Source organism: Olsenella sp. kh2p3, assembly GCA_900119625.1.
In the GTDB taxonomy this organism is placed as follows: Bacteria; Actinomycetota; Coriobacteriia; order Coriobacteriales; family Atopobiaceae; genus Tractidigestivibacter.
Genome location: FPKD01000011.1, coordinates 20733 through 43973 on the forward strand (window position 1 = coordinate 20733; position 23241 = coordinate 43973).

At 62.0% G+C, this 23241-nt stretch carries 18 protein-coding genes; 4 read left to right on the forward strand and 14 right to left on the reverse strand.

Annotated elements, in window-relative coordinates:
* Window positions 1–3: 3 nt before the first annotated feature.
* The 7 genes from BT122_RS09830 to BT122_RS09860 all read right to left on the reverse strand — a co-directional run bounded on the left by BT122_RS09830 (window position 4) and on the right by BT122_RS09860 (window position 9549).
* A complete protein-coding gene (locus BT122_RS09830) occupies window positions 4–933 on the reverse strand; it encodes a SigB/SigF/SigG family RNA polymerase sigma factor (protein WP_082667370.1) in 930 nt (309 codons plus the stop codon).
* Window positions 926–1318, reverse strand: a complete 393-nt coding sequence (locus BT122_RS09835) for an ATP-binding protein (RefSeq protein ID WP_059055766.1) — start codon at window positions 1316–1318, stop codon at window positions 926–928. The genes BT122_RS09830 and BT122_RS09835 overlap by 8 nt, the downstream gene beginning before the upstream one ends.
* Window positions 1311–1967 carry a DUF948 domain-containing protein gene (locus BT122_RS09840; RefSeq protein ID WP_072355744.1) on the reverse strand — a complete coding sequence of 219 codons (657 nt, stop codon included), beginning with the start codon at window positions 1965–1967 and terminating at the stop codon, window positions 1311–1313. The genes BT122_RS09835 and BT122_RS09840 overlap by 8 nt, the downstream gene beginning before the upstream one ends.
* Window positions 1968–2583: 616 nt before the next feature.
* Window positions 2584–4386 (reverse strand): ABC transporter ATP-binding protein, encoded by a 1803-nt coding sequence (locus tag BT122_RS09845; RefSeq protein WP_072355745.1) that lies wholly within the window; start codon window positions 4384–4386, stop codon window positions 2584–2586.
* A 395-nt stretch (window positions 4387–4781) separates the two neighbouring features.
* Window positions 4782–7253: a glycoside hydrolase family 3 N-terminal domain-containing protein gene (locus tag BT122_RS09850; protein WP_072355746.1), complete on the reverse strand. Its 2472-nt coding sequence runs from the start codon at window positions 7251–7253 to the stop codon at window positions 4782–4784.
* A gap of 160 nt (window positions 7254–7413) precedes the next feature.
* On the reverse strand, window positions 7414–7905 hold the full coding sequence (locus BT122_RS11030) for a hypothetical protein (protein WP_072355747.1): 492 nt from the start codon (window positions 7903–7905) through the stop codon (window positions 7414–7416).
* Between the two features lie 213 nt (window positions 7906–8118).
* Entirely contained in the window at window positions 8119–9549 is a 1431-nt protein-coding gene (locus tag BT122_RS09860; protein WP_083432451.1) for a replication-associated recombination protein A, read from the reverse strand.
* A 339-nt stretch (window positions 9550–9888) separates the two neighbouring features.
* On the opposite strand from BT122_RS09860, the gene BT122_RS09865 reads away from it, so the two are divergent.
* Window positions 9889–10674, forward strand: a complete 786-nt coding sequence (locus BT122_RS09865; RefSeq protein WP_072355748.1) for a gamma-glutamyl-gamma-aminobutyrate hydrolase family protein — start codon at window positions 9889–9891, stop codon at window positions 10672–10674.
* Window positions 10675–10733: 59 nt separating this feature from the next.
* Window positions 10734–12023, forward strand: coding sequence for an ATP-binding protein (locus BT122_RS09870; RefSeq protein WP_083432453.1), 1290 nt, complete (start codon window positions 10734–10736; stop codon window positions 12021–12023).
* Window positions 12024–12084: 61 nt separating this feature from the next.
* Here the strand turns inward: BT122_RS09870 and BT122_RS09875 are convergent, their stop codons facing one another.
* From BT122_RS09875 to BT122_RS09905, 7 genes are all read right to left on the reverse strand, one after another.
* Entirely contained in the window at window positions 12085–13326 is a 1242-nt protein-coding gene (locus BT122_RS09875) for a deoxyguanosinetriphosphate triphosphohydrolase family protein (RefSeq protein ID WP_072355750.1), read from the reverse strand.
* A 396-nt stretch (window positions 13327–13722) separates the two neighbouring features.
* The gene (locus BT122_RS09880; protein ID WP_072355751.1) at window positions 13723–15099 is read right to left on the reverse strand and encodes a hypothetical protein; all 1377 of its coding nucleotides are present in this window, start codon (window positions 15097–15099) and stop codon (window positions 13723–13725) included.
* Between the two features lie 194 nt (window positions 15100–15293).
* Window positions 15294–17150, reverse strand: a complete 1857-nt coding sequence (locus BT122_RS09885; protein WP_059055784.1) for a GNAT family N-acetyltransferase — start codon at window positions 17148–17150, stop codon at window positions 15294–15296.
* Window positions 17151–17366: 216 nt separating this feature from the next.
* Window positions 17367–17903 (reverse strand): DNA-deoxyinosine glycosylase, encoded by a 537-nt coding sequence (locus tag BT122_RS09890; RefSeq protein ID WP_072355752.1) that lies wholly within the window; start codon window positions 17901–17903, stop codon window positions 17367–17369.
* Complete coding sequence (locus tag BT122_RS09895) at window positions 17893–18696, reverse strand: metallophosphoesterase family protein (protein WP_072355753.1); 804 nt, start codon at window positions 18694–18696, stop codon at window positions 17893–17895. Before BT122_RS09895 ends, BT122_RS09890 begins: the two co-directional genes overlap by 11 nt.
* Before the next feature lie 53 nt (window positions 18697–18749).
* On the reverse strand, window positions 18750–19262 hold the full coding sequence (locus BT122_RS09900) for a very short patch repair endonuclease (protein ID WP_059055790.1): 513 nt from the start codon (window positions 19260–19262) through the stop codon (window positions 18750–18752).
* Window positions 19259–20242, reverse strand: a complete 984-nt coding sequence (locus BT122_RS09905; RefSeq protein ID WP_072355754.1) for a zinc dependent phospholipase C family protein — start codon at window positions 20240–20242, stop codon at window positions 19259–19261. The genes BT122_RS09900 and BT122_RS09905 overlap by 4 nt, the downstream gene beginning before the upstream one ends.
* A gap of 301 nt (window positions 20243–20543) precedes the next feature.
* Here BT122_RS09905 and BT122_RS09910 point away from each other — a divergent pair, with 301 nt between their 5' ends.
* Entirely contained in the window at window positions 20544–21773 is a 1230-nt protein-coding gene (locus tag BT122_RS09910) for an MFS transporter (RefSeq protein WP_072355755.1), read from the forward strand.
* Window positions 21774–22134: 361 nt separating this feature from the next.
* Entirely contained in the window at window positions 22135–23127 is a 993-nt protein-coding gene (locus BT122_RS10905; protein ID WP_143190040.1) for a hypothetical protein, read from the forward strand.
* Window positions 23128–23241: the final 114 nt, after the last annotated feature.

A 23241-nucleotide genomic window follows, 5' to 3' on the forward strand; every position in this document is an offset into this window, starting at 1 on the left:
ACGCTACTTGCTCATAAGGCCCTCTGGGTCGATCTTCTCTTGCACGCGGCGGAGCGTGCGGCGAAGGAGGCGCGAGACCTGCACCTGCGAGATGCCCAGGCGCTCGGCAATCTCGACCTGCGTCATGCCTTCGAAGAAACGCATGCGGATGACGTCCTTCTCGCGCGGCGAGAAGTCCCTGATGGCATCCTCGAGGACGATACGGTCGTCCGAGGCGGCAAGGCTCTCGTCCTCGGTGGCGTAGTGGTCGATGACCGAGGGGGCATCATCGTCATCCGAGGAGCCGCCTCCCTCGAGCGGCACCGAGCTATAGGCGCTCGAGGACTCCATGGCCTCGAGGACGTCGTCGACGCTTGCGCCCACGCGCTTGGCAATCTCCTCGACGGAGGGGCTGCGCGAGAGCTCGTTGGTAAGCTCGTCGTTTGCCTGGTTGACCTTGGCAGAGAGCTCCTGCAGACGCCTTGGCACGCGGACCGACCAGCCCTTGTCGCGGAAGTGACGCTTTATCTCGCCCAGGATGGTTGGCGTGGCGTAGGTGGTGAACTCGAGGCCTCGCGACGGGTCGAAGCGGTCGATGGCCTTGATGAGGCCGATGGTACCCACCTGGATGAGGTCGTCCAGGGGTTCTCCCCTGTTCTTGAACTTGGACGCGAGGAAGCGGACCAGGTTGAGGTGGCTCACGATAAGCTGGTCGCGTACCTCGGGGTCTCCCGTGGCCTTGTACTGGCGGAAGAGCTCGCGCGTGCGGTCCTTGTCCCAGGCGGCCTTCCCCTTTGGCGTGCGGTGAAGCGAGCGGTGGCGGGCCCTCTCGGCACGCGCCTCCGACGCCTCGCGTACGGCGCGCTCCTCCTCGGTCTCCTGCGTGCTGGGCGCATTCGCGGCGTTTGGCGTGTTCGCGGTCTCCTGCGCGTTCGTGGTGCTGGCGCTAGGCATTCTTCACGTCCATTCGCTTGGAGAGGTGCAGCGTGCGACCGTCCTCCGAGATGCTGAAGTCGTCGCACACGGCGCCGAGAAGGACCTCAACCAGGTCGATGGGCTGCGGCTCGCCGGAGGGATCTGTGGCCTCGTCAGGGTCTTCGTCGCCGAGGGAGAAGTCGGCAGTCATGCCGTCCGGCGCAAGGCCAAAGACGATGTCGCAGGTGGCGGGCCTGGTCGCGCAGGCGTAGACAAAGCCCTCCTCGGCGGCCATGCGCACGTCCTCGACGTCGTCCACGCTCATGTCGCAGCAGACGGCGAGGTTGGAGGCGGTCATGCGAACTGCTCGGGCGAAGCGCGCCTCCGCGGGAACGCTGAGCTTGACGATACTGGTGCTAGGCATTGTTCTCCTCGCCATCTGCCGCGGCCTCCGTGGTGGAGACGGGTGCGGCGTGCTTGGGCTTGTGGGGCTGCTTCTCTGCGGCGGAATCGGTGTCCGCAGCGGGTGCGGGGTCTGCGGCGGATGCGGTCTTCTCGGCCTCGACCGGCGCGTAGGTCACATACGCGGTAGTGTGCTGCGGGGCGGGCGCGGCGTTCTCCTCGGCCTTCTCGCCTTCCTTGCCCGCTGCGTCCTCAAGGCGCGCCTGGGGCGCCTCGCCCTTGCCCACGAGCTTGGAGACTGCTCCTGCAACGGCACCGGCGGCGCCGGCAACGCCCTTGCTCACCGTATCAGTCACGGCAGAGGCGGTGCCTGTGACCGTGGAGACGTCACCCAGGATGCTGTTGAGGCTATCGAGGCTCTGGGTGGCCCCATCGATGGTCTCGCCAGCCTTGACGAGGAGCGGGTTGACCTGCTTCATGGCGGGGTCGAGGTCGTCGACCATGCCGTCGACCTTGGCAATGATGGGCTGCACCTGCGCGATGGTCTCGTTTGCCGAAGTAGTGACCTCGTCGACGGAAGCGCGCGCCTTGCGGATGGTAAGCGCAAGCTCGACCACGGCCCAGATGGCCACGATAACAAGCACGACGAGGGCGATGTCCAGAGGACTCATCTTGTGTCCCTTCTCTTGCGACGCTCCCTTGGGGACTGCCTAGGGACACGGCGCACCACACGTACGCCGACATTCTACCCGTTTGCATGAACTTGGACGCATGCCAGACACCTGTTGAACGGCAAAGGCTCTGGGGGGCGAGATGGACGTGGCGTCGGAGCTGGGGCGAGGGGTTACGTGCGCGCTCGCTGCGAAAATGCGCCTTCGGGCGAGAAAACGACGCCCGAACGATGATTTCGTACGCACTTCCTGTGGAAACGCTCCCTCCGGCGTCGATTTGGCGCCCGAGCGCACGTTATCGCAGCAAGTGCGTACAAAATGGCTCTTCCGGCGCCGATTTCTCGCCGGAAGGCGGATTACCGCCACCGGCGCTTCAATGCCGCGCCATTTCGCCGTTTAGGAATTTCTCGAACGGTTAGGGCGGCCTAACCGTTCGGAATCCGCGGCATTATCGCGATGCCGCGCAATCTCGCCATTTAAAGGGCCCTAATCGTTCGGATTTTTCCTAACCGGCGAAATCCCGCGGCATGGCCGAGAAGGCCAGCGCCGCGCGCACCTCCTCGACGCCGCTCGCCGCTCCGGCGCCGCGCCGCGCCGCTCCGCTCCCCGCGCCGCCCTAGGCTCGCGCGCCCTCGAACTGCATGCGGTAGTACCGCGCATAGGTGCCGCCACGTGCGAGAAGTTCCTCATGCGTCCCGCGCTCAACCACGCGCCCGGCGTCGATTGTCGCGATTTCGTCGGCATCCTTGATGGTAGAGAGGCGATGCGCGATCACGATGGTCGTGCGCCCGCGCGAGAGCTCGGCGAGCGACTCCTGCACCGCGTGCTCGGACTCGTTGTCCAAGGCAGAGGTGGCCTCGTCCAGGATGAGGATCTTCGGGTCCTTGAGAAAGACGCGCGCGATGGCAATGCGCTGCTTCTGCCCGCCCGAGAGGCGGGTGCCCCTCTCCCCCACCTGGGTCTCGTAGCCGTCGGGCAGCGTCTCGATGAACTCGGCGATGTTGGCCTTCTCGGCAGCCTGCTCTATCTGTGCCATGGTCGCGCGCGGGTTGCCGTAGGCAATGTTCTCGGCGATGGTCCCGTCAAAGAGGTAGACCTCCTGCTGGACGATGCCGATGGCCTCGCGCAAGCTTCGCTGGGTAACAGAGCGCACGTCCTGCCCGTCGATGGTGATGGAGCCAGAGTCCACGTCGTAGAAGCGTGGGAGAAGCGCGCAGGTGGTGGACTTGCCGCCGCCGGACGCGCCCACCAGGGCAATGGTCTCGCCGGGGCGAATGTCCAGGTTGAGGCCACGAATGACCTCGGGGTTCTCGCCCGCGCCCTCGCCGTCCCCGCTGTCGTACGCAAAGTGGACGTCGTGGTAGGAGATAGCACCCTTGGTCACCTTGAGCGCCGACGCGCCGGGGGCGTCCTCAATCTCGGGCTGGGAGTCGACCATCTCCTTGAAGCGTCGGAAGCCCGCAATGGCCTTCTGGAAGGTCTCGGTGAAGTTGAGGATGTTCTCGATGGGTGTGGTGAAGAGCGAGATGTACAGGGCGTAGGTGGCAAGGTCCGTGGCCTCCATCTGCCCCTGGGCGATGAGCCAGCCGCCCATCACCACGATGAGCGTGTAGAGGATGCCCATGAGCGCGGCAATGCCCGCCTGGTAGCGGCCCATGGCGCGATACATGCGCACCTTCGAGTCGAGGTATGCCTCGTTGCTCTCGCGGAACTTTTCGCGCTCAACGTCCTCGGCGGCGAAGCTCTTGACCACACGGACGCCGGCAAGGCTGTCCTCCAGACGCGAGTTCACGTTGGAGATGCGCACGCGGTTCTCGCGAAAGACGGCCTTCATCTGGAGGTTTGCCCGCAGGTTGTAGATGACGAGAATGGCGAGAACAACGCCCAGGCAGACGGTGAGCGGCACGTTGATAAACGACAGGATCACAAACGAACCCACGACCTCGATGAAGCCGATGAGCAAGAACTCGGGTCCGTGGTGGGCCGCCTCGGAGATGTCGAAGAGGTCGCTCACCAGGCGGCTCATGAGGTCGCCGGACTTGTTGCGGTCAAAGAACGAGAGGCTCATACGCTCGTAGGCGTCGAAGAGGTCCTCGCGCATGCGGCTCTCCATGCGCGCGCCCATGACATGGCCCCAGTAGGCCACAAAGTAGCGGCAACCAAAGCGCACGGCGTACATGACGACAAAGCCCACGAGAAGGTAGACGAGGGCGGATGTGATGGCATCCGAACCCTGGCGGAAGAGGCCACCCGTGAGCGTGCGGAGGATCTGCGGGAAGGCGAGGTCGATGCCGGCGACGACGATGGCGCAGACGATGTCTGCGATGAAGAGGTGCATCTGACCTGCGTAGTAGCCGAGAAAACTAGCGAAGAGTCCGCGGCGGCGCTGCGCCGGAGACTTGGGTGAAACGGTGCTCATATGTGATCCCTACGTGTGACGCGAATGTTGTCCGCGCGACATCATAGCGGATGGGTGGGGCGATGACGGCGCCGGGAAGCGCATCTCGACAGCGTAGGCGTAGGAAACACTCGCTCCGGCGTCAATCTGGCGCCGGAGGGGCCATTTCGTACGCGGTTGCTTCAATAACGGCCCTTCGGGCGTCGTTTTCTCGCCTGAAGGGGCATTTCCGCAGCTGTGGCATGCCGAGAAACACGAACCGGGGCCGGCGCAGTGCCGACCCCGCTCGCTGGGACGCGCTGGGATATAGGAGGAAGAATGACGCGTCCCTACGATAAGACAAAGGGAGTTTCCCTTTGTCTCAAAAGGGACCTGCTCGACCGCCGGGAGAGTGCGGTCGAGCAGGGAGGGTGGGACTAGTCGGCCAGCTTGGTCAGCGGATCAACGCCGTACTTCTTCGTACGATCATCCGAAATCTGGCCAGAGTAGTTCAGACCAAAGGCAAAGTCGTAGGTGTTGCCGTCTACGTCGGTGTAGCACTCCATGTCACGAGAGATGTCCTCAAGCTGCTTCTCGACGTCAACCATATCCTTAGGCATCTGCATCGGGAGCAGGCCAGAGGGCTCATCAAGACCGGCGACAATACGGCAAGCCGCCTCTGTAGAGCCGGACATAGAGACGAGAATGGCGTCAACCTCGGACTCGAACTCGTGGACGCACATGGGCTGCGTGATATCGAGAATCACGATGCAGGGCTTGCCGGCCTCCTTGGCGAGCGCAGCTGCCTCAAGGATCTGGTCGAGCTGGTACTCGTTGGTGATATTGGAGCTCCTGCCATAGTAGCTGCGGTTCTCAATCTCGACGCCCTTCGCAGACTCATGCTCTGCCCACTTGGATCCATCAGCAGGGTCACCGGCAATCGAGGTCTGGCGCACGTACTCGGAGTCCGCAGTATAGGGGCGATACTGGAGAGAGAGCGGCACATAGTTGCCGTCCTCGTCCTGAGAGGACCTGGGATCTGCGTTGCTCGGTGCCTTGGCGCAAACGAGGACATAATCGACGTCAGCGATGTCAGAAGCGGTAAGCCTCGTGAGGTCATCAAGCGTGGGAGTGGCGTTGCCGGTCTTCTCGTTAACGGGACCGGTGAGAGTATCGGCAAGCGTATCGGTAACAACGTCGAAGTACTTCTTGAGTGTTCCATCAGACAGCGGAAGCTCGCACGCCGACGGGGTCTCCGACCATCCGCCCATGAAACCGGCAGCGCGGTAAGACTTCGAGAATCGCATGGGGACGTAGACCTTGGGCTTTGCGCTCTCGGAACCAGCCTTGATGACGTTGCCGTGGTTCTTGAGCATAACGATGCCCTTGACCTGGTCGGAGAGAGCCTCTTCCTTAGTGGCGTCGTCGCCCTTGTCGACCTCGGAACGAGTAGCGTCAACGTCAATGTAGGGATCCTCAAAGATGCCGGTGTTGAAGTAGCTCAGAAGCAGACGCTTGGCGGAATTCTTAAAGTTCTCGTTTGCCTTATCCTCGCCAAGCTCTTCCTTCATGTCGTTATAAGCGGAGACAAGCAGCGTGGGGTCGTTGCAGCCGCCCATCTGGTCGACACCGACGGAGACAGACTTCGAGGCGCGCTTTGCGGGCGTCCAGACACTTGTGTCCTCAAGACCCCAGCAGGTAGCCATACCTGCGCCCGGATCGTTAAGCACCGCCCAGTCGGTGCACGCAGAGCCGGCAAAGCCAAAGCGATCGCGGAGAAGCTCGGTGACCTTGTACTTCGAGAAGCCAGAGCCAACCAGCTCGCCATACTCGTTGTCCTGGTCGAACGCGATGGTGTAGGAGGTCATGACAGATGACGCGGTGCCGGTCTTACCATCGAGTTTGAAGGCACCATCCACGAACGGAATCATGCATGCCTCAAAGTTCTTGCCGGGATAGATGGCGAACTTGCCGCCATCCTTGTGACCCTCTCGGCCACCCTCGCCGGGGGCCTCCGCCGGCCAGTGCTTGACCATAGCGGCAACCGAGTCCTTGCCCCAGCCAACATCGTTTCCGTTGTCATCGGTCGTGGACTGCATGCCGTCGATGAAGGCCTTGCAGGTATCACGGGAAAGTGCGGGGTCTTCACCGAAGGTACCGGAGAAGCGCGTCCAGCGGGGGTCAGACGCGACGTCGGTCTGAGGGCCAAGGAACATGGAGATGCCCATCCTGCGAAGATCGTGAGCAATTCCAGCACCAGCGCGCTTGGCGACCTCGGGGTCAAACGTAGCGGCAAGGGCGAGGTTGCCGGGCCAATCGACGCAGTTCTTGCCGTTACGAGGATCTGAGGAGAAGTTGATGGGAATCTTGTTCTCCGATGCCTCTACGTATGCCTGCATGTTATTTGCCCAAGCAGCCTGCTTGAACGCAGGGTATGCAGAAGCAGCATTGAGAACGGCACGAACGTTTCCGTCGAGGAACTGCTTCTGCTCATCGGTCACCGAGCTATCATCCTCAACCTTGCTCTGGTGCCCAGAGAAGCACATGAGGCCAGCAATCTGCTCGATAGAGAGGCGCCCAGCAAGATCCTCGGCGCGCTCCTCGGCGGAAAGGCGCCAGTCCTCGTAGGGCACAAGCTCGCCGGTGCCCTCGAAGTCCTTGAACGCGTAGCCGTCCTTCTCGATGAGCTTGAGGCCGGAGTCTGGCGAGTAGGACAGCTGCTTGCCGTCGCCGTTGTCAACGATGGTGTACCCGTAGTCGGTTGCCGTCTCGGTGTAGCCGTTGCCCTTCTTGTTCGCCGCATCATCAGTGCTCGGGGTGCTCCCGGTCGAGCAGCCCGCAAGCCCTGCGAGCGCCGCCGCGGCAGCCGACCCAGCAAGGAAGTTCCTGCGCGTCAGGTTGTTTCCCATTCTTTCTCCTCTTGTCGTGCGGTCCCCCTCCCACAGGGGGCCGCAGCCTTCCCTCCGCACGGCCGTTTAGCCGTGGTAGTTCCCGCGTAACACCTGGGCTCACGAGCAGAGCGCTCCCAACGCCTGCCTGCGTGAGACAAAGGGAAACTCTCTTTGTCTCCTAGCCGTAGAAGTCGAAGTCGATGGTGTCGAAGTCGGCGATGTCGAAGTCGGCAGCGTTGCCCTCAAGCGTGTTCTTGTCGACGACCTTGAGCGTGATGTCCTTGGACGAGAGGTGCAGCGTGATCTCGTCCTCGGTGCCCTCCCAGGTGCCCGTGTCGGTGAGGAGGTCGGCGTGAGCCTCGAGGGGCTTGACCTCGCAGGTGCCGTCATCGTTCAGGTTCACGTCGAGCATCTGCTCGCTGCCGCCGGCGGTGCCGTAGACGGTCTGGCCGGTAATCTCGACGGAGCCGCGCCACTGGCCGGCATAAGCCTTGTTGGCGTCAAACTCGGAGGTGGAGCTGTCCTTTGACGAGCTGGAGGTCGTGCTCGTGCTGCTCGTGGTCGTGGAGGACGACGAGCTGGTAGACGAGGTCGACGAGCCACCGCAGGCTGCGAGCGGCATGCAGAGCGTTGCGGCAAGCAGACCCGCAACCAGTACCTGCTTCTTCATGCTAGGTTCCTTCCCCTCTGGCCGGGACCATCCCGGCCATCCCGCGCATCGGTATTCGGTGCGCCTTGCTCGAGAGTCATTACAAATCGATGACGCCTCGAATGAGGGGAACCGTACTAACCTGTCGAATTTCTGGCGTGTCCTGCATCCTGAAACGGCGGACGGAAGGGCCAAGCGGTGGCGAGAGAGGCGGCGAGCGGTATTTCTCGGCGCCTACGCCTTGCCGGGAGCGTCGTTTTTGGTGGGATCGGCGCCGTTCGCGGCAGCGTCCGCGCCGGCAGCACCTGCGGTGCCCTTCTCGCCCGTATCCACCGGCTTGGGTTGAAGCCCTGCCCGGTCGCGCGCCGTGGCCTCAATGCGCCAGGCCTCCCAACCGCGGGGGCTGGGGTGATAGAACGCACCGCGCTCAAGGCCCTCGGGCAGGTAGCGCTGCTCCACCCAGCCAGTGGGATAGTTGTGGGGATAGAGGTAGGGGCCGTACTCATCGGAGCCGGGACGATGCCTGTCACGCAGGTAGCTGGGTACCTCTCGGCGCGGTCCCTCGCGGACCTCCTTTAGCGCAGCGTCAATCCCCGCCTCGGCGGCATTGGACTTGGGCGCAAGCGCCATGTACTCCACGGCCTGAGCAAGGTTGATGCGGCACTCCGGAAGTCCGATGACCTCGGTTGCCTTGAACGCCGCCTCGGCAACGAGAAGCGCCTGCGGATCCGCGTTGCCAATGTCCTCCGAGGCCAGGATGAAGATGCGCCGCGCGATGAACTTGGGGTCCTCCCCCGCGTCGAGCATGCGCGCCAGCCAATAGAGCGCCGCGTCAGGGTCGCTTCCACGCATGGACTTGATGAAGGCGGAGATGATGTCGTAGTGCATGTCGCCGGACTTGTCGTAGGACAGACCGTGGCGTGGGTTGGCCTCAAGCACGTGGGCTCGCGTGATGCGCACGGGCTCCTCCGGCGTGGCCGTACCGGCCGGCGCGGCCATCTGGCTCGCCAGTTCAAGCGAGGTGAGAGACGCCCGACCGTCACCGCCGGCAAGGGTGACGATCTCCTCGAGCGCGTCGTCATCGAGGGTGAAGGCGCCCTTGAGGCCATACTCCGAGGTGACTGCGCGGCGCACGATGGTGCGAATGGAGTCATCATCGAGCGGCTCAAGTTCCACCACGCGAGAGCGCGAGAGCAGCGCAGAGTTCACCTCGAAGTAGGGGTTCTCTGTTGTGGCACCCACCAGGACCACGGTCCGGTCCTCCACAGCGTGCAGTAGCGCGTCCTGCTGCGAGCGGTTGAAGCGGTGTATCTCGTCCACAAAGAGGATTGTGCGACGGCCCAGGGAGAGCAGGCGGCTCTCGGCGGCCTCAATCTCGCGACGGAGGTCCTTCACGGTACCCGTAACGGCCGAGACCTCGACAAACTCCGCGTGCGTCGAGTTGGCGATGATGCGCGCAAGCGTGGTCTTTCCCGTGCCAGCAGGGCCGTAGAGAATCACCGAGGAAAGCGTGTCGTGCTCGATTGCCGTGCGCAGCCAGCTGCCGGGACCAACGGCCTCGGTCTGGCCCACGTATTCCTCGAGGGTCTGAGGACGCATGCGCGCGGCGAGCGGGGCGTTCATCGTGCGCTTGTAGCGCTCTATGTTGGTGAAGAGGTTGTCCATGCAAGCGATTGTAGCCCAGGGGCGTAGGCAGCGGCATTTGGCACCCTACTGGTTGCCGAATGTGTAGCGTGCCGCCACACATTCGCAGCCCGAATCTGTATCGACCTGCGCGGGTCACACGTTCGGCCCCGAATGTGTGGCAGCGAGACCTTTCTCATCGTGCCGCCTTTCTCAACGTGCGGCCTTTCTTATCGCCAGGTCATTCTCGGGCACCAGAGCCACTCCGGCTTGGGCCAAATCGCGCCACCCGTTCGTTTTTTCTGTATTGGCAACCCAAACAGATCGAGGCACCTTTGGTCGGCTAAGGTATCCACCGGAAGGTCGCGCAGGGGAGGAAACATGATAATCGCAGCCACAAGGCCGCTCATCGGCATCACGTCTAGGCCCCGGGAGGACCCCGAGAACCCAAACTGGACCATGACGGATGACCACTACGCTGCTTCGGTGGCAGATGCGGGAGGCATCCCGGTGGCTCTCCCCTACACCATCCCCTTTGGCTTTGACGCAACCAGCCTGGTCCCCGACATCGTGCGTCGCCTTGACGGCATCCTCTTCACGGGCGGTGGCGACATTGCCGACTGCTCCTTTGGAGGCAACGCCTACGCACCGGAGAGCCACTCGCAGATCTCGCTCACCTGCACTGCGCGCGACGCCTTCGAGTGGGCGCTCATGCGCGCATGCTGGAACGCCGACGTTCCGGTGCTGGGCATCTGCCGCGGCATGCAGGTCATGAACGTGACCCTAGGCGGCACGCTTGTGCGCGACATCAGCGACTACCCCACCAAGACCATCGTCCACAGAAGGCTCGACCAGCCAGACACCCCCGTCCACCACGTGCGCATTGCCGAGACGAGCCGCCTGGCAAAGATTCTGGGGTTCACCTCGGGCGAGGTGAACTCGCTCCACCACGAGGCAATCTGCAAGCAAGCGCCCGAGGGGCACGTTGTTGCGTGGGCCGAGGACGGCACGCCGGAGGGCTTGGAGTTTGCCGAGAAGACCTTCTTTTTGGGCGTGCAGTGGCATCCCGAGAAGCTGCGTACGCAGCCGCAGCTCTTCAGTGCCTTCGTCGACGCCGCACGCGAGCACGGCGCGGCGGAGCGCGCGGCGCAAGCGTCTTCACTGTAGTGAAGGTTTTTGCCTCTCCGCAGGCATTGTCTTCACTGTAGTGAAGACTTTAGCCCCATATGCACTATAATCTTCACTACAGTGAGGAGAGGGGCAGCATGGGCTTCGCACGAGGACTCATTCCGCGCAAAGCATATCTCGATGAGCTCGAGAGATGGGAAGGATCCGGTCTCATCCGCGTTCTTCAAGGAGTTCGTCGGTGCGGCAAGTCGTCAATCCTTGCAACCTATGGAAGCGGCCTGCTCGACAGGGGCGTACCTCAAGAAAACGTAATCGTCTACGACCAGTCCCAGTGGCTGCGCCCGGAGCATGCCGATGCAGCGTATCTCAAGGAAGCGCTCTCTCAAGCACTCGACCAATCGGACTCCGCGCACCCACGCTACGTACTCCTAGACGAGGTGCAAGAGGTGGATGGCTGGGAGAGAGTCGTCCGCCAGCTGCAAACCGTGCCAGGCTGCGAGATTGTCGTGACGGGTTCCAACGCCTTTCTCCTTTCGGGCGAGCTTGGCACGCTGCTGTCTGGCAGATATGTCCGTATCCCCATCTGGCCGCTCTCGTTTTCCGAATACCGCGTTTTCAAGCGCGCGTTCGATGGCGACGAAAACAGCCCCGATGACGCATACCCCTCCTACCAGCTGTATGGAGGAATGCCCATCCTTTTCTCCCTGAGAAACAGAGACGAGGATGCAATCAGAACGGTCCTTTCGTCGGTCTATGACACGGTCATCATGAATGACGTAGCGCTGCGCACCGGCGTGCGAGACTACCCATTGCTTGACAGGCTGTGCCGTTATCTTTTCCGTACGTCGGGAAACCTTTTCTCTGCCAACTCCGTGCGCAACTACCTCGTCTCGAATGGCATGAAAGTTCACGTCAATACCATCGATGCCTACCTTGGTGCACTTGAGGATGCCCTCATACTCCACAGCGCTACTCAGAACAGCTTGTCCGAGAAGGCACTTCTCAACCCAAGGCGCAAGTACTATCCGGTAGATACGGGGCTACGGAATCTTGCAAGCGGCTTCTCCAATCTTGATACGGGGTTCCAGCTGGAAAACGTTGTCTACCTTGAGCTGCTTCGACGCCGCTGGGATGTTTCCGTTGGAAAGACCGCCAGCGGAGAGATCGACTTTGTTTGCAGGCGAGGCTCCGACCAGCTCTATGTCCAGGTTTCCGAGGACCTCTCCTCACCTCAGACTCGCAAGCGAGAACTCGCCCCACTGAACGAGCTGGGCGATTCATTCCCTAAACTCGTGCTCACGCTTGACCGCCTTCACGAAGGTATCACCGAAACCGGGATTCGCATTGAGGATGCACGGGACTGGTTGCTCGAGACCGACCATCGCTGAGCGTGGCTGCCGCTTGACCCCGCCGAGACGGGAAGTGGCCCCGCAGCCGTCCGCGCGGGCCTTACGGGCGCACGCCCTCGAAGTACCCGCGACGCGGGAAGAGCTCCCGCGCCTTGGGGAAAAGCTCCGAGCACGTGGCCATGAAGTAGTCGTCCGTCATCGACGAGATGAAGTCCACCACCGCAAGGTCTGGGTCCGACTCCCAGTCATACGTGCGGCCATAGGGCGCGAGGTGGCGGCCAAGCGGCTCAATGTGATGGCGGAAGATGGCGGCGGACTCGTCACCCGCGCGAAGAGCCTCGAGCTCGTGGTCATAGAGCAGCGAGAAGAGCTCCGAGACGCCGCGAGAGAAGTCCCCGTTGACCTCCGAGGCGCCGTAGATCTTCTCGTAGTTCTCGCGCTTTGCCCGGCGCATCTCGGCAAAGCCCTCCTCGCTCATCTCGATGCGCGGCTTGCCCAGGCTGTTCTCGACCACGTCTGCGACAAAGGCGCCAAGCGCCCAGGCGTTGTACGCCCCGCCAAGCCCGTCGTCGAAGCTCTTCTCGGTGCAAAGGCCCGCGCGAATGGCGTCCTGGCGGTCCTTGCCCACGTAGGCAATGATGTCCGAGACGCGCACCACGCAGCCCTCGAGCGTCATGGGGCGCAAGTGCGCAATGGCGGGACCGCCCTTCTCCCAGCACTCCTCCACCCCGCGGTCGAACTCGTCGAAGTCGGCAAGGGTGCTTGTCTCGAAGACCTGCTGCTCAAACTCTCCGTTGTGGCAGATCACGCCGTCGAGGGTCTGGAGCGCGAGGTTCCTACCGTAGGTGACGTCGAGCACGCGCACGCTCTGCACGTTGTGCGCAAAGAAGCGGCCGGTGCGGGCATGGTAGACGTCGTTTAGGAAGCGCTCGCCTGCGTGGCCAAAAGGCGTGTGGCCAATGTCGTGGCCAAGCGCGATTGCCTCGATAAGGTCAAGGTTGAGGCCGAGGGCAGCGCCAATGTCTCTTGCCACGCGCGCGACGAGCTGCACATGCAGGCCGCGGCGGGCCAAGTCATCATCCGCACGAAACGAGAAGACCTGGGTCTTTCCGGCAAGGCGGTTGTACGCGGACATGTGCATGATCTTCTCAGCATCGCGCACAAAGGCCGGACGCAGGACGCTCTCCTGGTCGCGCTCGGTCTTGTCGCGGCGAAGCGCGGCAGCGTTGGGCGTGGCAAACGGCGAGAGGGCCCCGCTTGCGCGACGGTCCGCGATGGCCTGTTGCGCCTGGGGCGAGAGCTGCCCCGTGAGGTGAGGCGCGAGCATGTTGGTGACTTCCATGGCTGCCTCCTGCGAGTTGTTTATCGAGGCAGATTCTAGCAAGGCCGCGCGACAGTAATTAGAGCGGCGAGAAGGACGCCGGGTCGCATGGAGAACGCCATGCCGCATGGAGGTCGGGGCCGTTTTGGAAAACTGCGACTTAATAGCAGTTAGCCTCGTGCGTCGATGAGAGAAACCGCAGGTAAGGGGCAAGTGGCTTCTCGTTTGACGGCTATTAAGTCGCAGTTTTCCAGAGTCATAGGTGTCTCTCGCCGACACAACTGCATGAAAATGCTGCTCCGGCGCCAAATTGACGCCGGAGCAGCAACTTTGTACGTGATTCCTGCGATAACGTGCCTCGGGCGTCAAGCCGGCACCAGAGAGAGCGTCGTGAGACAAAGGGAAACTCCCTTTGTCTCATTCCACGACGAGGCAGCCCATGTTGAGGCGGTGCGTCCACTCGCCAATGACGTTGCCAATGCCACAGCGGGTGAAGACGCCGCCGAACTTCCCGTTGAAGAGGAAGAGCCCCTCCATGTTGCTCATCTCGGGGGCGTCGAGCGGGTCCTCGCCAGGCTTGAGAACGCCGCCGCGCAGGGTGGGCGTACGGTACTGAGGCGCATACGCCTGCACCACACCGCCGTTCTTTGCGCAGGTGGCAAGCGCGCTCTCCCACTCCTCCTGCGACTTGCAGTCAAGGCCGGCCACCACGCCCACGGCGTTGTAGCCACCCGCAGGCTTCACGATCCAGCGGTCCTTCTCGGCATAGGGCGAGAGATCAGAATCGGCGGTGAGCAGCACCGTCTCCGGAACGTGTGCGTCGATGAACGCGCGCTCCTCGGGAGTGAGTATGCCGTCTACCGCATCCGAGCGCATAATCGCGAAGACGGTCTTTGTGGCGCACGGCCAGGTCCTGTAGCCGCCAATGACGCAGGCAAGGCCACGGCGCGCAGCCTCTGCCAGGGCGTCGGCTCCGGCGCAGGGCTTCTCGGCAATCTCGGACGTGACAGCACGGCGGTACACGCAGGAGACGGGGCCACCGGGCGCCATGAGGAGGTCGGTACCGGCCACGTGCTCGATATGCAGGTCGCGAATGTCGCAGAACTGAGCATAGATGCCCCTGTCGGAGAGACGCCAGAGGAAGTCCTCAAGCTCGTCCGTCGACGCACTCTCGGTGTAGTCGACAATACACAGCGACGGATGTTCAACGCTGCTGCCAAAACGGTCGGCATTTGCCCAGCTCACATACGTGTCGCGAATGGCGTCGATGGCCTCTCCCACGACATCGTACGTCGTGATGTTGGGGTGCTTCTCGGCAAACTTGCGGTAGGCCTGGGTTGCCTGGATGGCGCGGGTGACCTCGACGGTCGAGGTCATGCCGGCAGAGCCGTCTGTGTTGAGCTCACAGAACTGGTAGTCGCCCGTCTCCTCGTTGAAGAAGACATCCACACGCGCGATGGGAATCATCTGCTCGTAGCCGGTGGGTACAAGCGTGAGCTCCTCAAGCTCCGGAGAGAAGTGGAAGAGCTTACGGAACTCAGGATTGCGCAGGTACTCGGCAGTGATCTTGTCCATGATGCGACCCATGGTCTCGGCGGCATCGCGCAGGATCTTAATCTGCTCGCCGTCAAAGATCTTGGGCGTCATGGCCCAAGAAACGGGTCCGCCATGGTAGAGCGCGTGGGTGGTGAGAAGGTAGCGATCCCCGGCCTCCCTGCTCTCAACGTCACCGGCAAGCTCGCGCACAGTCGAGAGGAACTCTTCCTCAAGCTCGCGTCCATGAAGACTAGTCATATGGGTCACTTCCTGATCACCATGCCGCTACACGACAATTCGGTGAACGTTACCAATCTTTCTGTAAGTTGTTGCCCGATTGTAGACGCTTGGAAACAGCATCATTGATTCTGCACACAGCATGACGAGCGAATCTTTGTGACAGGAAGCTGAAATGTATGGCCGTGGTGACATTTTGGCACCGGTAGATCACGCTACGGACGGCTCATGAAGTGCATTCCCTTCTCCGGGTACACCGTGAGGCCAAGCTTCTCCTGAAGCGCAATGGAGGCCTGATTGTCGGGCCACACCTCTCCCCAGGGCACAAGACCGCGGTCGAGCTGCTCGTTGATCTTCGCGGACTCAAGCGCGGTTGCCCACCCACGCCGGCGCTGCTCGGGAAAGACCTCCAGCATGCCAATGGCGCCTTCGGGATGCTCGCCGATAAATGCGCAGAGACGCCCCGCCTCAAAGCCTCCCAGCACAAGTCCGCGTGCGAGAATGTCCTCCAGCTCGCCGGGCGCCAGGTACTCAGGGTGCGAGTAGTGCGAGGCAACAAGCTCGGCGTACGCTGGCGTGAGCGTGCGGATATCGAGCGTAGGGTCTACCTCAAGGCGGCCCTTCTTCTCGTAGACAACCATGTTGCAGGGGGCGTCCTCGGTTAGGCCAAGGTCGCGGCGCACGTCGTGCACGGGCGCGGAGCCAAGGACGCACACCAGGTCGCGCGAGGCAAAGACGTCGAGCGCCTCGCGCATGGCCTTCCGGGAGGTCCCCCAGACAAAAGTCCCGTGGCGCGGCACCTCAAGGAGGCACACGCCCTTCTCGGCGACAAGGACCTCACCAATCCCGCGGCGCGCGCACTCGAGGATGGGGAACGCCTCGTGCGGACCGTCCGAGAGAAGCCCTATCGCCCGTGCGCGGCGGGTCTCCGCGGGCTCAGCCAGCGCATCCATGATATAGGCCAGGCGCTCCGCGATGACGGCAGAGCCATCGGCGTTGGGGTGCTCGTAGCCGTCGGCCATGAGGACTGGGCTTGCCTGCAGGAGGCGCGAGCCCTCGACCAGATGCATGCCGGGGTTGGCCGCCACCGCGGTGCGGATAAGGTCGGGCACGGCGGCAAAGCAGCTGCCCCGGTGCGTGGGGTGCGTCTCGTCCAGATGCCAGAGGGGCGTAAGCGTCCAGGTAGACGCCTCGGGCCACGCCTCGGCAACCTCGAAGAGGCTCGTGCGAATGTCACGCGAGATGCGCATCTCCTGGCAGGGTTCGTAGCGGTAGTTCTCGCCGAGCTCCACCACCACGGCCGCGGGCGACGCCTCGTCTGCCAGGCCAACGGTAGAGCCCGGCAGGAAGACCTGGCCGCCGATGCCTTGGTTGAGCACGTCCATACCAAGCCGCGTGGCGAGAAGGGCCGGCCAGTTGTGCGCAGGGTCGCCGGCAACGAAGCCCTGGGCGATGGAGTCGCCAATCACCAGCAGCTGGTCGCGAGCGGGAACCGCCTCGATTACGTTGCCGTCGCCCACCACGTGACGCAGGTCGCAGCTTGTGAGGCAGGGCAGCCACACGCGCACGTGGTGATGGCGACCCATGCCGGGTAGGCGCTGGAGGTTGCTCTCGGGCGCCTCGTTGGGGTCGTCAAGCGCAAACTCCACGCGCGTCACACCGTCGCGGTTCTCCTCGGGAAGCACGCAGGGCAGATGGCGGCCGTCGACGTCGCACGAGAAGCCGTCGAGGGGGCCGTCTGGCGCAAAGGCGCACTCAGCGGCCTCGTCGAGCACCTCGCGCGAGCCGCGCGGAAACGGCTCCACGCGCGCCTCGAGCACGATGGCGGAGGAGTCCGTCTCAAACTCCACGGTGACGCCCGCCGTGCAGGCGGCCATTGCGCGATAGAGCCCCGGGTGCCAGGCCCGACAGCTCCCGATAGCCTTGAGCTGGCTCTTTGCAAAGCGCCAGGGGTGAGTCCATCCGCGGCCCAACGGCTCTGTCCACACGGCACCGTGGAGCAGACCCTCTGCGGGAACGCTCACGAGCAGGTCGGCCATGTCCTTCTCGTCCATGAGTTCACTGACGCTCATCGCACGTCGCCCCTCTGCGATTCAGCCACGTTGTGTGCGCTGCGATTGTTGTTTGCGAGCATCCATTGTGGCAGAAACGAAGACGGCGTGGGCGCTGAGCAATAACGCTTCAAGCGAGTTGCTAAAACGGGACTCCCGGCGAGAAAACGGCGCCGGAGAGGGGGTTTCGTACGCAATCGCTGCGATAACGGCTCTTCCGGCGCCCGGCGCTCGGCGCTATTCCCCGTCGGCCGCGCGCCGGAGCGGTTCGTAGGCAACGACAAGGTCGTCGAAGCGCATCCGGGCGTTCGCCGGGCTCGTGGAGGGAAGCCCCGTGCATGGAACGCCGCACGCAGGCTCAATGAGCCGCTGGTAGAGCCTTGTGGCGGTGCCACCGGTACAGAACACGCGCACGATAGGAGCCGCCGATAGAATCCTGCCCACGTCATTGGGCACGGGATCGCGGATGGAGGCGTCGCTCGCCCCCACGATGGTGCAACTTGCAAGCACGTCCCACAGGGCAACGTGGTGGCGCAGGCACAGGTCGCGACGGTCGTCGTTGCTCGCGGGCACAGGCTCTCCCCAAAGCGCCGCCATCACGCGCCAGAAGCGGTTCTGCGGGTTGCCATAGTAGAAGCGCACCTCTCGCGACTTGGGGCTGGGCATGGTCCCTAGCACAAGCACGCGGCTCATCCCATCAAATATAGGCTCAAGAGGATGAACGACGCGCTGGCCCGTAGGGGCGGACGTCTCTTTGCCTGCTCTACTCGCCATCGCGAACGGGCTCCGCGAACTCCTCGCCGTCATCCAGGCGTACCATCGTAATCTGGCCAAAGCCCGCGCCGCCCGCAGCACCGGAGTCGATGTCCCAGCGGTCCGCCACGCCACCTGTTGCGTCACACGCGCCCACGCGCACCATCTGCGCAATGCCGTCACTGTTTCTCACCGGACGGTCGAACTCGTCCGTCATGGACGTAAGGTAGGGCGTGGGGGTGTGGCCAGCCACGACGATGGGACCCTCTCCCCTCTCGTTAAGCAACCCCGTAGGAACCGACCAGAACTCGTCGCGAATCCACAGCAGGTCGTCGGGGGTCTGCTCGCCGATAAGTGCATCAAGAGCGCAATCATTCCACGCGCCGTCTGCCGGCAGCGGTCCACCTGGGCGAATGCCGGCGTGAGCCATGATATAGGGACGACCCGCCACCTCAATGTGCGCAGAGAGCGGAAGGTTGCGCACCCAGCCGATAAGCTCGCTCGCCTCATCATCCGAGGCACCCTCGAGCCCGGAGAGCGTTGCCATGCCACCGTTGATGGCCCAGTTGGCCTGGGAAACAACGTCGTCCTTGTGGTCGAGCGCGTCAAGCATGAGGTCCTCGTGGTTGCCCTTGAGCACGCGAACGTTGGGAAGCGAGCGCACCACGCGCATGACGCCAACGGGATCTGGCCCGCGGTCAATCATGTCTCCCAGGCAGAAAACAACGTCTTCTGCGCAAGGAGACACGCGCTCGAGCACGCGCTCGAGCGTCGCACGATGCCCGTGGACATCAGAAAAGACGTATGTCGACATGGCGGCACCCCCCCGTCGTTGGCCATGGACACTAGCTTAGACCTGCGGCTGGTTTAACGCAAAACATACCGTGAGCGTAGCTTTTGGCGCTCTCGGCGAAGTTTCCACGGGCTAAGCGAGCCAATCTCAACAACGCGCGGGACGCGCGGAGCATCCCCGCTCGCTCGGTCAAGTTCGCGAAGGACCTCCTGCATTGTGGGCTCGAGACGCTCCTTCTTGAGCATGCACTCCCACACCACGATGACGGTCCAACCATCCTGTACCAGCAGCGCATTGTCACGAGAGTCGCGCTCCCTGTTGCGCTCGAACTTTGCCTTCCAGAACTCCACGTTGCTCTTTGGTAGCGGCAGGGCACAGTGGGGGCATCGGTGCCAGAAGCAGCCGTTCACAAATATGGCAACGCGCCTGCCGGGAAAGCAGATGTCGGGCTTGCCCGGCGCCTTCTTCCAGTGCAGGCGGTATCCGGTGTAGCCAGCCTCACGCAGCCGAGCCCGCACCAGCAGCTCGGGCTTGGTGTTCTTGCTCTTGTTCGCCTGCATCACATGGCGCGTTGCCTCGCTCGTCAAGACGCAGCGACACCCACCTGCGCGAGCGGGGCGTCAATGGGAGCAGGCGCCCCCTCAAAGTTGAGGTTGCCCGTAAGCGCGCACGCGGCATCGTCACCAAAGTCGCGCGAGAGCACGGCCGCGACCACGGCAGACGCACGGTCCAAGGCTCGCTCATACAGATCTTCGAACGAATCCCTGCTCACAACACCCGTTGCGAGGTTGGTCCATGCGCGGTGCTCGCTGTTATCAAACTCCGAGGAAGCAGACGCCCGCACGCGATGCGAAAGCGCGCCATAGGTGGAGTAGGGAGTGCCAGTTATAGCGCGCTCAAGGGCGGCGACCACGTTGCGGTGCGGCTCGCGCGTAGCGTACAGCAGGCGCATGATGGTGCGGTAGCAGCCCACCGAAACCGAGAAGGTGGTGGGGTCGATGGGCTTGTCGTACGTCCAGAGCGCCGCATAGAAATAAATCTTGTCGATAATGGCAAGCACCTCACGAGAAGCGCGCAGGATATTTGCAAACGGACGGTACTCGGCAATGGTCTTGGCAGTCTTGCGATAGAGAACCGCCTCGTCCAGGTCGCGCTCCACCTCCATGTGAACCTTGCCGTCATACTCCGGTCCCAGCTCGGACACACCCGCATGCGTGAGGTCGTATGCCCAGGCGTTCACAAAGGGGTGGACCGTTGAGTCAAGCAGCCAATGGCACGAGAAGCCCGCCAGGTACGCTGAACCCACGTCCTTCTCGCGCTTGGGAAGGCGGTCGACGGCCTCACGCATGGCGGAGAGAAGCCGCGCGGGGCGCTCGTCGTGCATGAGGTTTCCCACCTTTGCCCACTTGGCCATGAGGGGGTAAATGGTGATGTAGAAGAGCGGGTCTGGACCTTGGCTTCCCAGCAGGAAGGCGTCGCGCTCGTCGAGGGTCGCCAGAGGCAGCTCTGCCTTTGCGCGATCGGCAACATCGCGAGCAAAGAAGTCGTGCGTGAGAATGTCTGGCATCGTGACCCCTTTCCGGTTCAGGCGGGCGCGTGGTCGCGCAAGACGGACGCAAAGCACACCCGTTCCGCCATTATGCCCCATCCAGAGGACGCCAGACGGGCGGCGCGGTAACAGATAGCGTCACGTGTGCAACAGGGTTGTACGCCCGCGGCACCCACGCATCCGCATGGCGCCACGTGCGTGCCGTACCGCACAAGCCATTACATAATCCTGACATAAGCCGTGATTTTCGACGGCATCCAAACGATAACGTTTTGAAGTGTATGAGCGTGAGACGCGAAGCCAAACAGAGAGGAACACGATGTCTTTCAAGATGACAAAGGCCGAGAGAAGCTGGGTCATGTACGACGTGGGCAACTCTGCGTTGGTGCTTCTCGCCACAAGCGTCATTCCCATCTACTTCAAGTCGCTGGCAGACGGCCCCGCCCTTGTTGCCTGGAGCTACGCGGAGACCGTGGCCTCGCTGGTCATCGCCCTGCTTATGCCAATCCTGGGTTCCGTTGCCGACCAGCAGGGCATGAAGAAGAAGTTCATCATTGGGTCTGTGGGAACGGGCGCCGTGGCATGCGTTGCGATGGGCTTCCCCACCAGCGCAATGGCGTTTCTCGTGATCTACGTGATCTCCTCTGTGGCACTCAACACGTCGTTCGTGTTCTACGACGCGCTGCTCGTTGATGCCACAACGGACGACCGTATGGACGAAGTCTCGAGCCAGGGCTATGCGTGGGGCTACATTGGCAGTTGCGTGCCGTTTCTCGCCTGCCTGGCGTTTGTGCTGGTGAGACCCTTTGGCATGAGCCTGCAGACGGCCATGCAAATCTCCTTTGTGATCACGGCTGCCTGGTGGGTGGCGTTTACGGTGCCTATGCTCAAGAACGTTGAGCAGACCCACTACAAGCCTCGCGAGGAGCACGCGCTGGCCAACGCCGTGCGTGGCATTGGCGCTACGGCAAAGCGCATCTGGCGCGACCCGTCCATCAGGAATTACATCATCGCGTACTTCTTCTACATCGACGGCGTGCACACCATCATCAAGCTTTCCACCTCGTATGGCGCCGACCTTGGCATCGACGGCACGCAGCTGGTGTTGGCGCTGCTCGTCACGCAGTTTGTGGCGTTCCCCTCGGCCATTGCGTATGGCCGTCTAGGACACAAGTTTGGTACGCGCAAGATGATCCTGGTGGGCATTGCCGGCTACACCTTCATCACGCTGTTTGCTGCGTTCTTCCTGCGTACGGCGGTCGAATTCTGGATTCTTGCCATCATGGTTGGTCTCTTCCAGGGCGGCCTGCAGGCGCTTTCGAGGTCCGAGTTTGGCAAGCTCTGCCCCAAGGACCACGCCAACGAGTACTTTGGGTTCTTTGACATCTTTGGCAAGTACGCGGCAATTCTCGGCACCTTTATCGTGGGTACGATGACGGCCGCCACTGGCAACAGCTCGCTGGGTGTGCTCTCCATTGTGGTGCTGTTCATCATCGGCTTTGTGGTGATGCTGCGCGTCCCCGAGCGCACGGCGGCGACGGAGGGGTAGCGCTTCCCGGGCGTGGCGGCATGTAATGTCGCCGGTAGACCCATTTTGATGCGCATCGCAACACTTGGCCCTCTCCGGCGACAATTAATCGCCGAAGAGGGTTCTTTGATGCGATTTGCAACAATCAGGGCTTTCCGGCGACATTCTCTGCAGTGAACCGGCGGCTCATATTTCTCGCTACGTAGTTTGGTGAAGAGCTATCACTGCGTTGGTATCGAAAATGCTACCTTTTACCTGCGCAAAGCCAGATGCTGCCTACTAACTTGACAGCTATCGTCAAGAAAAGTGCTTGCGTATAGAAAGAAGAGTGCAAGCCAATTGTGGCACGCTCCGCTCACCGTTTCCGTCGAGAGGAGTAACCATGAGCCTATTGTTCCTTGGATTCCAAACCTCAGCAGTATTGGTGGAGAGAAATGCCCGCAGGGGATTCAAAGATTTCACTCCGTCCAACGTAGTAAACCTCTCGCAGGCATCGATAAGTCGCGCAGAGATTACTTCACACGGTCTCTCGAAATACGGTCTCGATGAAGGAGGCTTAGACATTATTGTTCCAAGAGATGCTTCGAGAGACCCGCGTTCACCCTTGCGATACCATCGCGGACATCCGTCTTTTCCTGCCGGATCATTCCTACGAGGAAGAGGAGGCATCCTCATCGCTTCCCCTGCACTTTCCTTGCTTCAGTTGTCTCTGGTGCTAGACGAATGTTCCTGGCTCAAGCTCGCCTATCGTTTCACAGGAACATTTTCGCTCGACGACTTCGTGGAAGGGGGCATCATTGAGCGCCCTCCGCTCACGAACACGCAAGAACTCGAAGCCTATTTCTTCTCGGCTTCCGAAATGGGGATGCGCGGAGCAAGAAGGCCGTGCCGACTCCTGCGACATGTACAAGACGGATCGGCATCGCCGAGGGAATCCGAGCTCGAAATCGCCTTGTCTCGACCTCGATCAAAAGCGGGGTATGGTTGTGTTCACGCGACCCTCAATGACCGGGTTCCCTATGGAGAACTTGCCCGTCAGCTCACCGGAAGGAGCTTTGCAAAAATCGATCTTCACTATCGTAAAGCACATTATGGGCTTGAGTTTAGCGGGCATCTCCCCCATCAATGGCGTGTGCCTGAAGACATTTCGAGGCAGAACGCGCTCGCATGCATGGGTGAAGATACTGACTTTGTGACATATCGCCAATTGTCAAGCGCCCAAGAGCTCACAGAAGTCGCAAGAAAGGTAACACGCAAGACGAGAAGAACGTGGAGAGAAGACCTTCTCCGCCCCCTTGAGGAACGGCAGGCTTTTCTCGACGAACTCCTTCGCGAGAGGGAATTCGAAACGGGGGCAGGAACGTTAAGGGTGTAGACCGCGCGCGGCACAAGTCGCCGGAAGCATGAAATTGTCGCACATTGCATCAAATGAGCCCCTCCGGAGACAAATTGTCTCCGGAGGGTCGATTTTGGCGACTATTGCAACAAA

Bases quoted from the DNA above. Each gene is read 5' to 3' on its own strand.
- BT122_RS09885 (WP_059055784.1), bottom strand. From the start codon at position 17,150: ATGAGCGTCAGTGAACTCATGGACGAGAAGGACATGGCCGACCTGCTC.
- BT122_RS09850 (WP_072355746.1), bottom strand. From the start codon at position 7,253: ATGGGAAACAACCTGACGCGCAGGAACTTCCTTGCTGGGTCGGCTGCC.
- BT122_RS09860 (WP_083432451.1), bottom strand. From the start codon at position 9,549: ATGGACAACCTCTTCACCAACATAGAGCGCTACAAGCGCACGATGAAC.
- BT122_RS11030 (WP_072355747.1), bottom strand. From the start codon at position 7,905: ATGAAGAAGCAGGTACTGGTTGCGGGTCTGCTTGCCGCAACGCTCTGC.
- BT122_RS09835 (WP_059055766.1), bottom strand. From the start codon at position 1,318: ATGCCTAGCACCAGTATCGTCAAGCTCAGCGTTCCCGCGGAGGCGCGC.
- BT122_RS09830 (WP_082667370.1), bottom strand. From the start codon at position 933: ATGCCTAGCGCCAGCACCACGAACGCGCAGGAGACCGCGAACACGCCA.
- BT122_RS09890 (WP_072355752.1), bottom strand. From the start codon at position 17,903: ATGGCGAGTAGAGCAGGCAAAGAGACGTCCGCCCCTACGGGCCAGCGC.
- BT122_RS09840 (WP_072355744.1), bottom strand. From the start codon at position 1,967: ATGAGTCCTCTGGACATCGCCCTCGTCGTGCTTGTTATCGTGGCCATC.
- BT122_RS09905 (WP_072355754.1), bottom strand. From the start codon at position 20,242: ATGCCAGACATTCTCACGCACGACTTCTTTGCTCGCGATGTTGCCGAT.
- BT122_RS09845 (WP_072355745.1), bottom strand. From the start codon at position 4,386: ATGAGCACCGTTTCACCCAAGTCTCCGGCGCAGCGCCGCCGCGGACTC.
- BT122_RS09910 (WP_072355755.1), top strand. From the start codon at position 20,544: ATGTCTTTCAAGATGACAAAGGCCGAGAGAAGCTGGGTCATGTACGAC.
- BT122_RS09865 (WP_072355748.1), top strand. From the start codon at position 9,889: ATGATAATCGCAGCCACAAGGCCGCTCATCGGCATCACGTCTAGGCCC.
- BT122_RS10905 (WP_143190040.1), top strand. From the start codon at position 22,135: ATGAGCCTATTGTTCCTTGGATTCCAAACCTCAGCAGTATTGGTGGAG.
- BT122_RS09875 (WP_072355750.1), bottom strand. From the start codon at position 13,326: ATGGAAGTCACCAACATGCTCGCGCCTCACCTCACGGGGCAGCTCTCG.
- BT122_RS09895 (WP_072355753.1), bottom strand. From the start codon at position 18,696: ATGTCGACATACGTCTTTTCTGATGTCCACGGGCATCGTGCGACGCTC.
- BT122_RS09870 (WP_083432453.1), top strand. From the start codon at position 10,734: ATGCACTATAATCTTCACTACAGTGAGGAGAGGGGCAGCATGGGCTTC.
- BT122_RS09880 (WP_072355751.1), bottom strand. From the start codon at position 15,099: ATGACTAGTCTTCATGGACGCGAGCTTGAGGAAGAGTTCCTCTCGACT.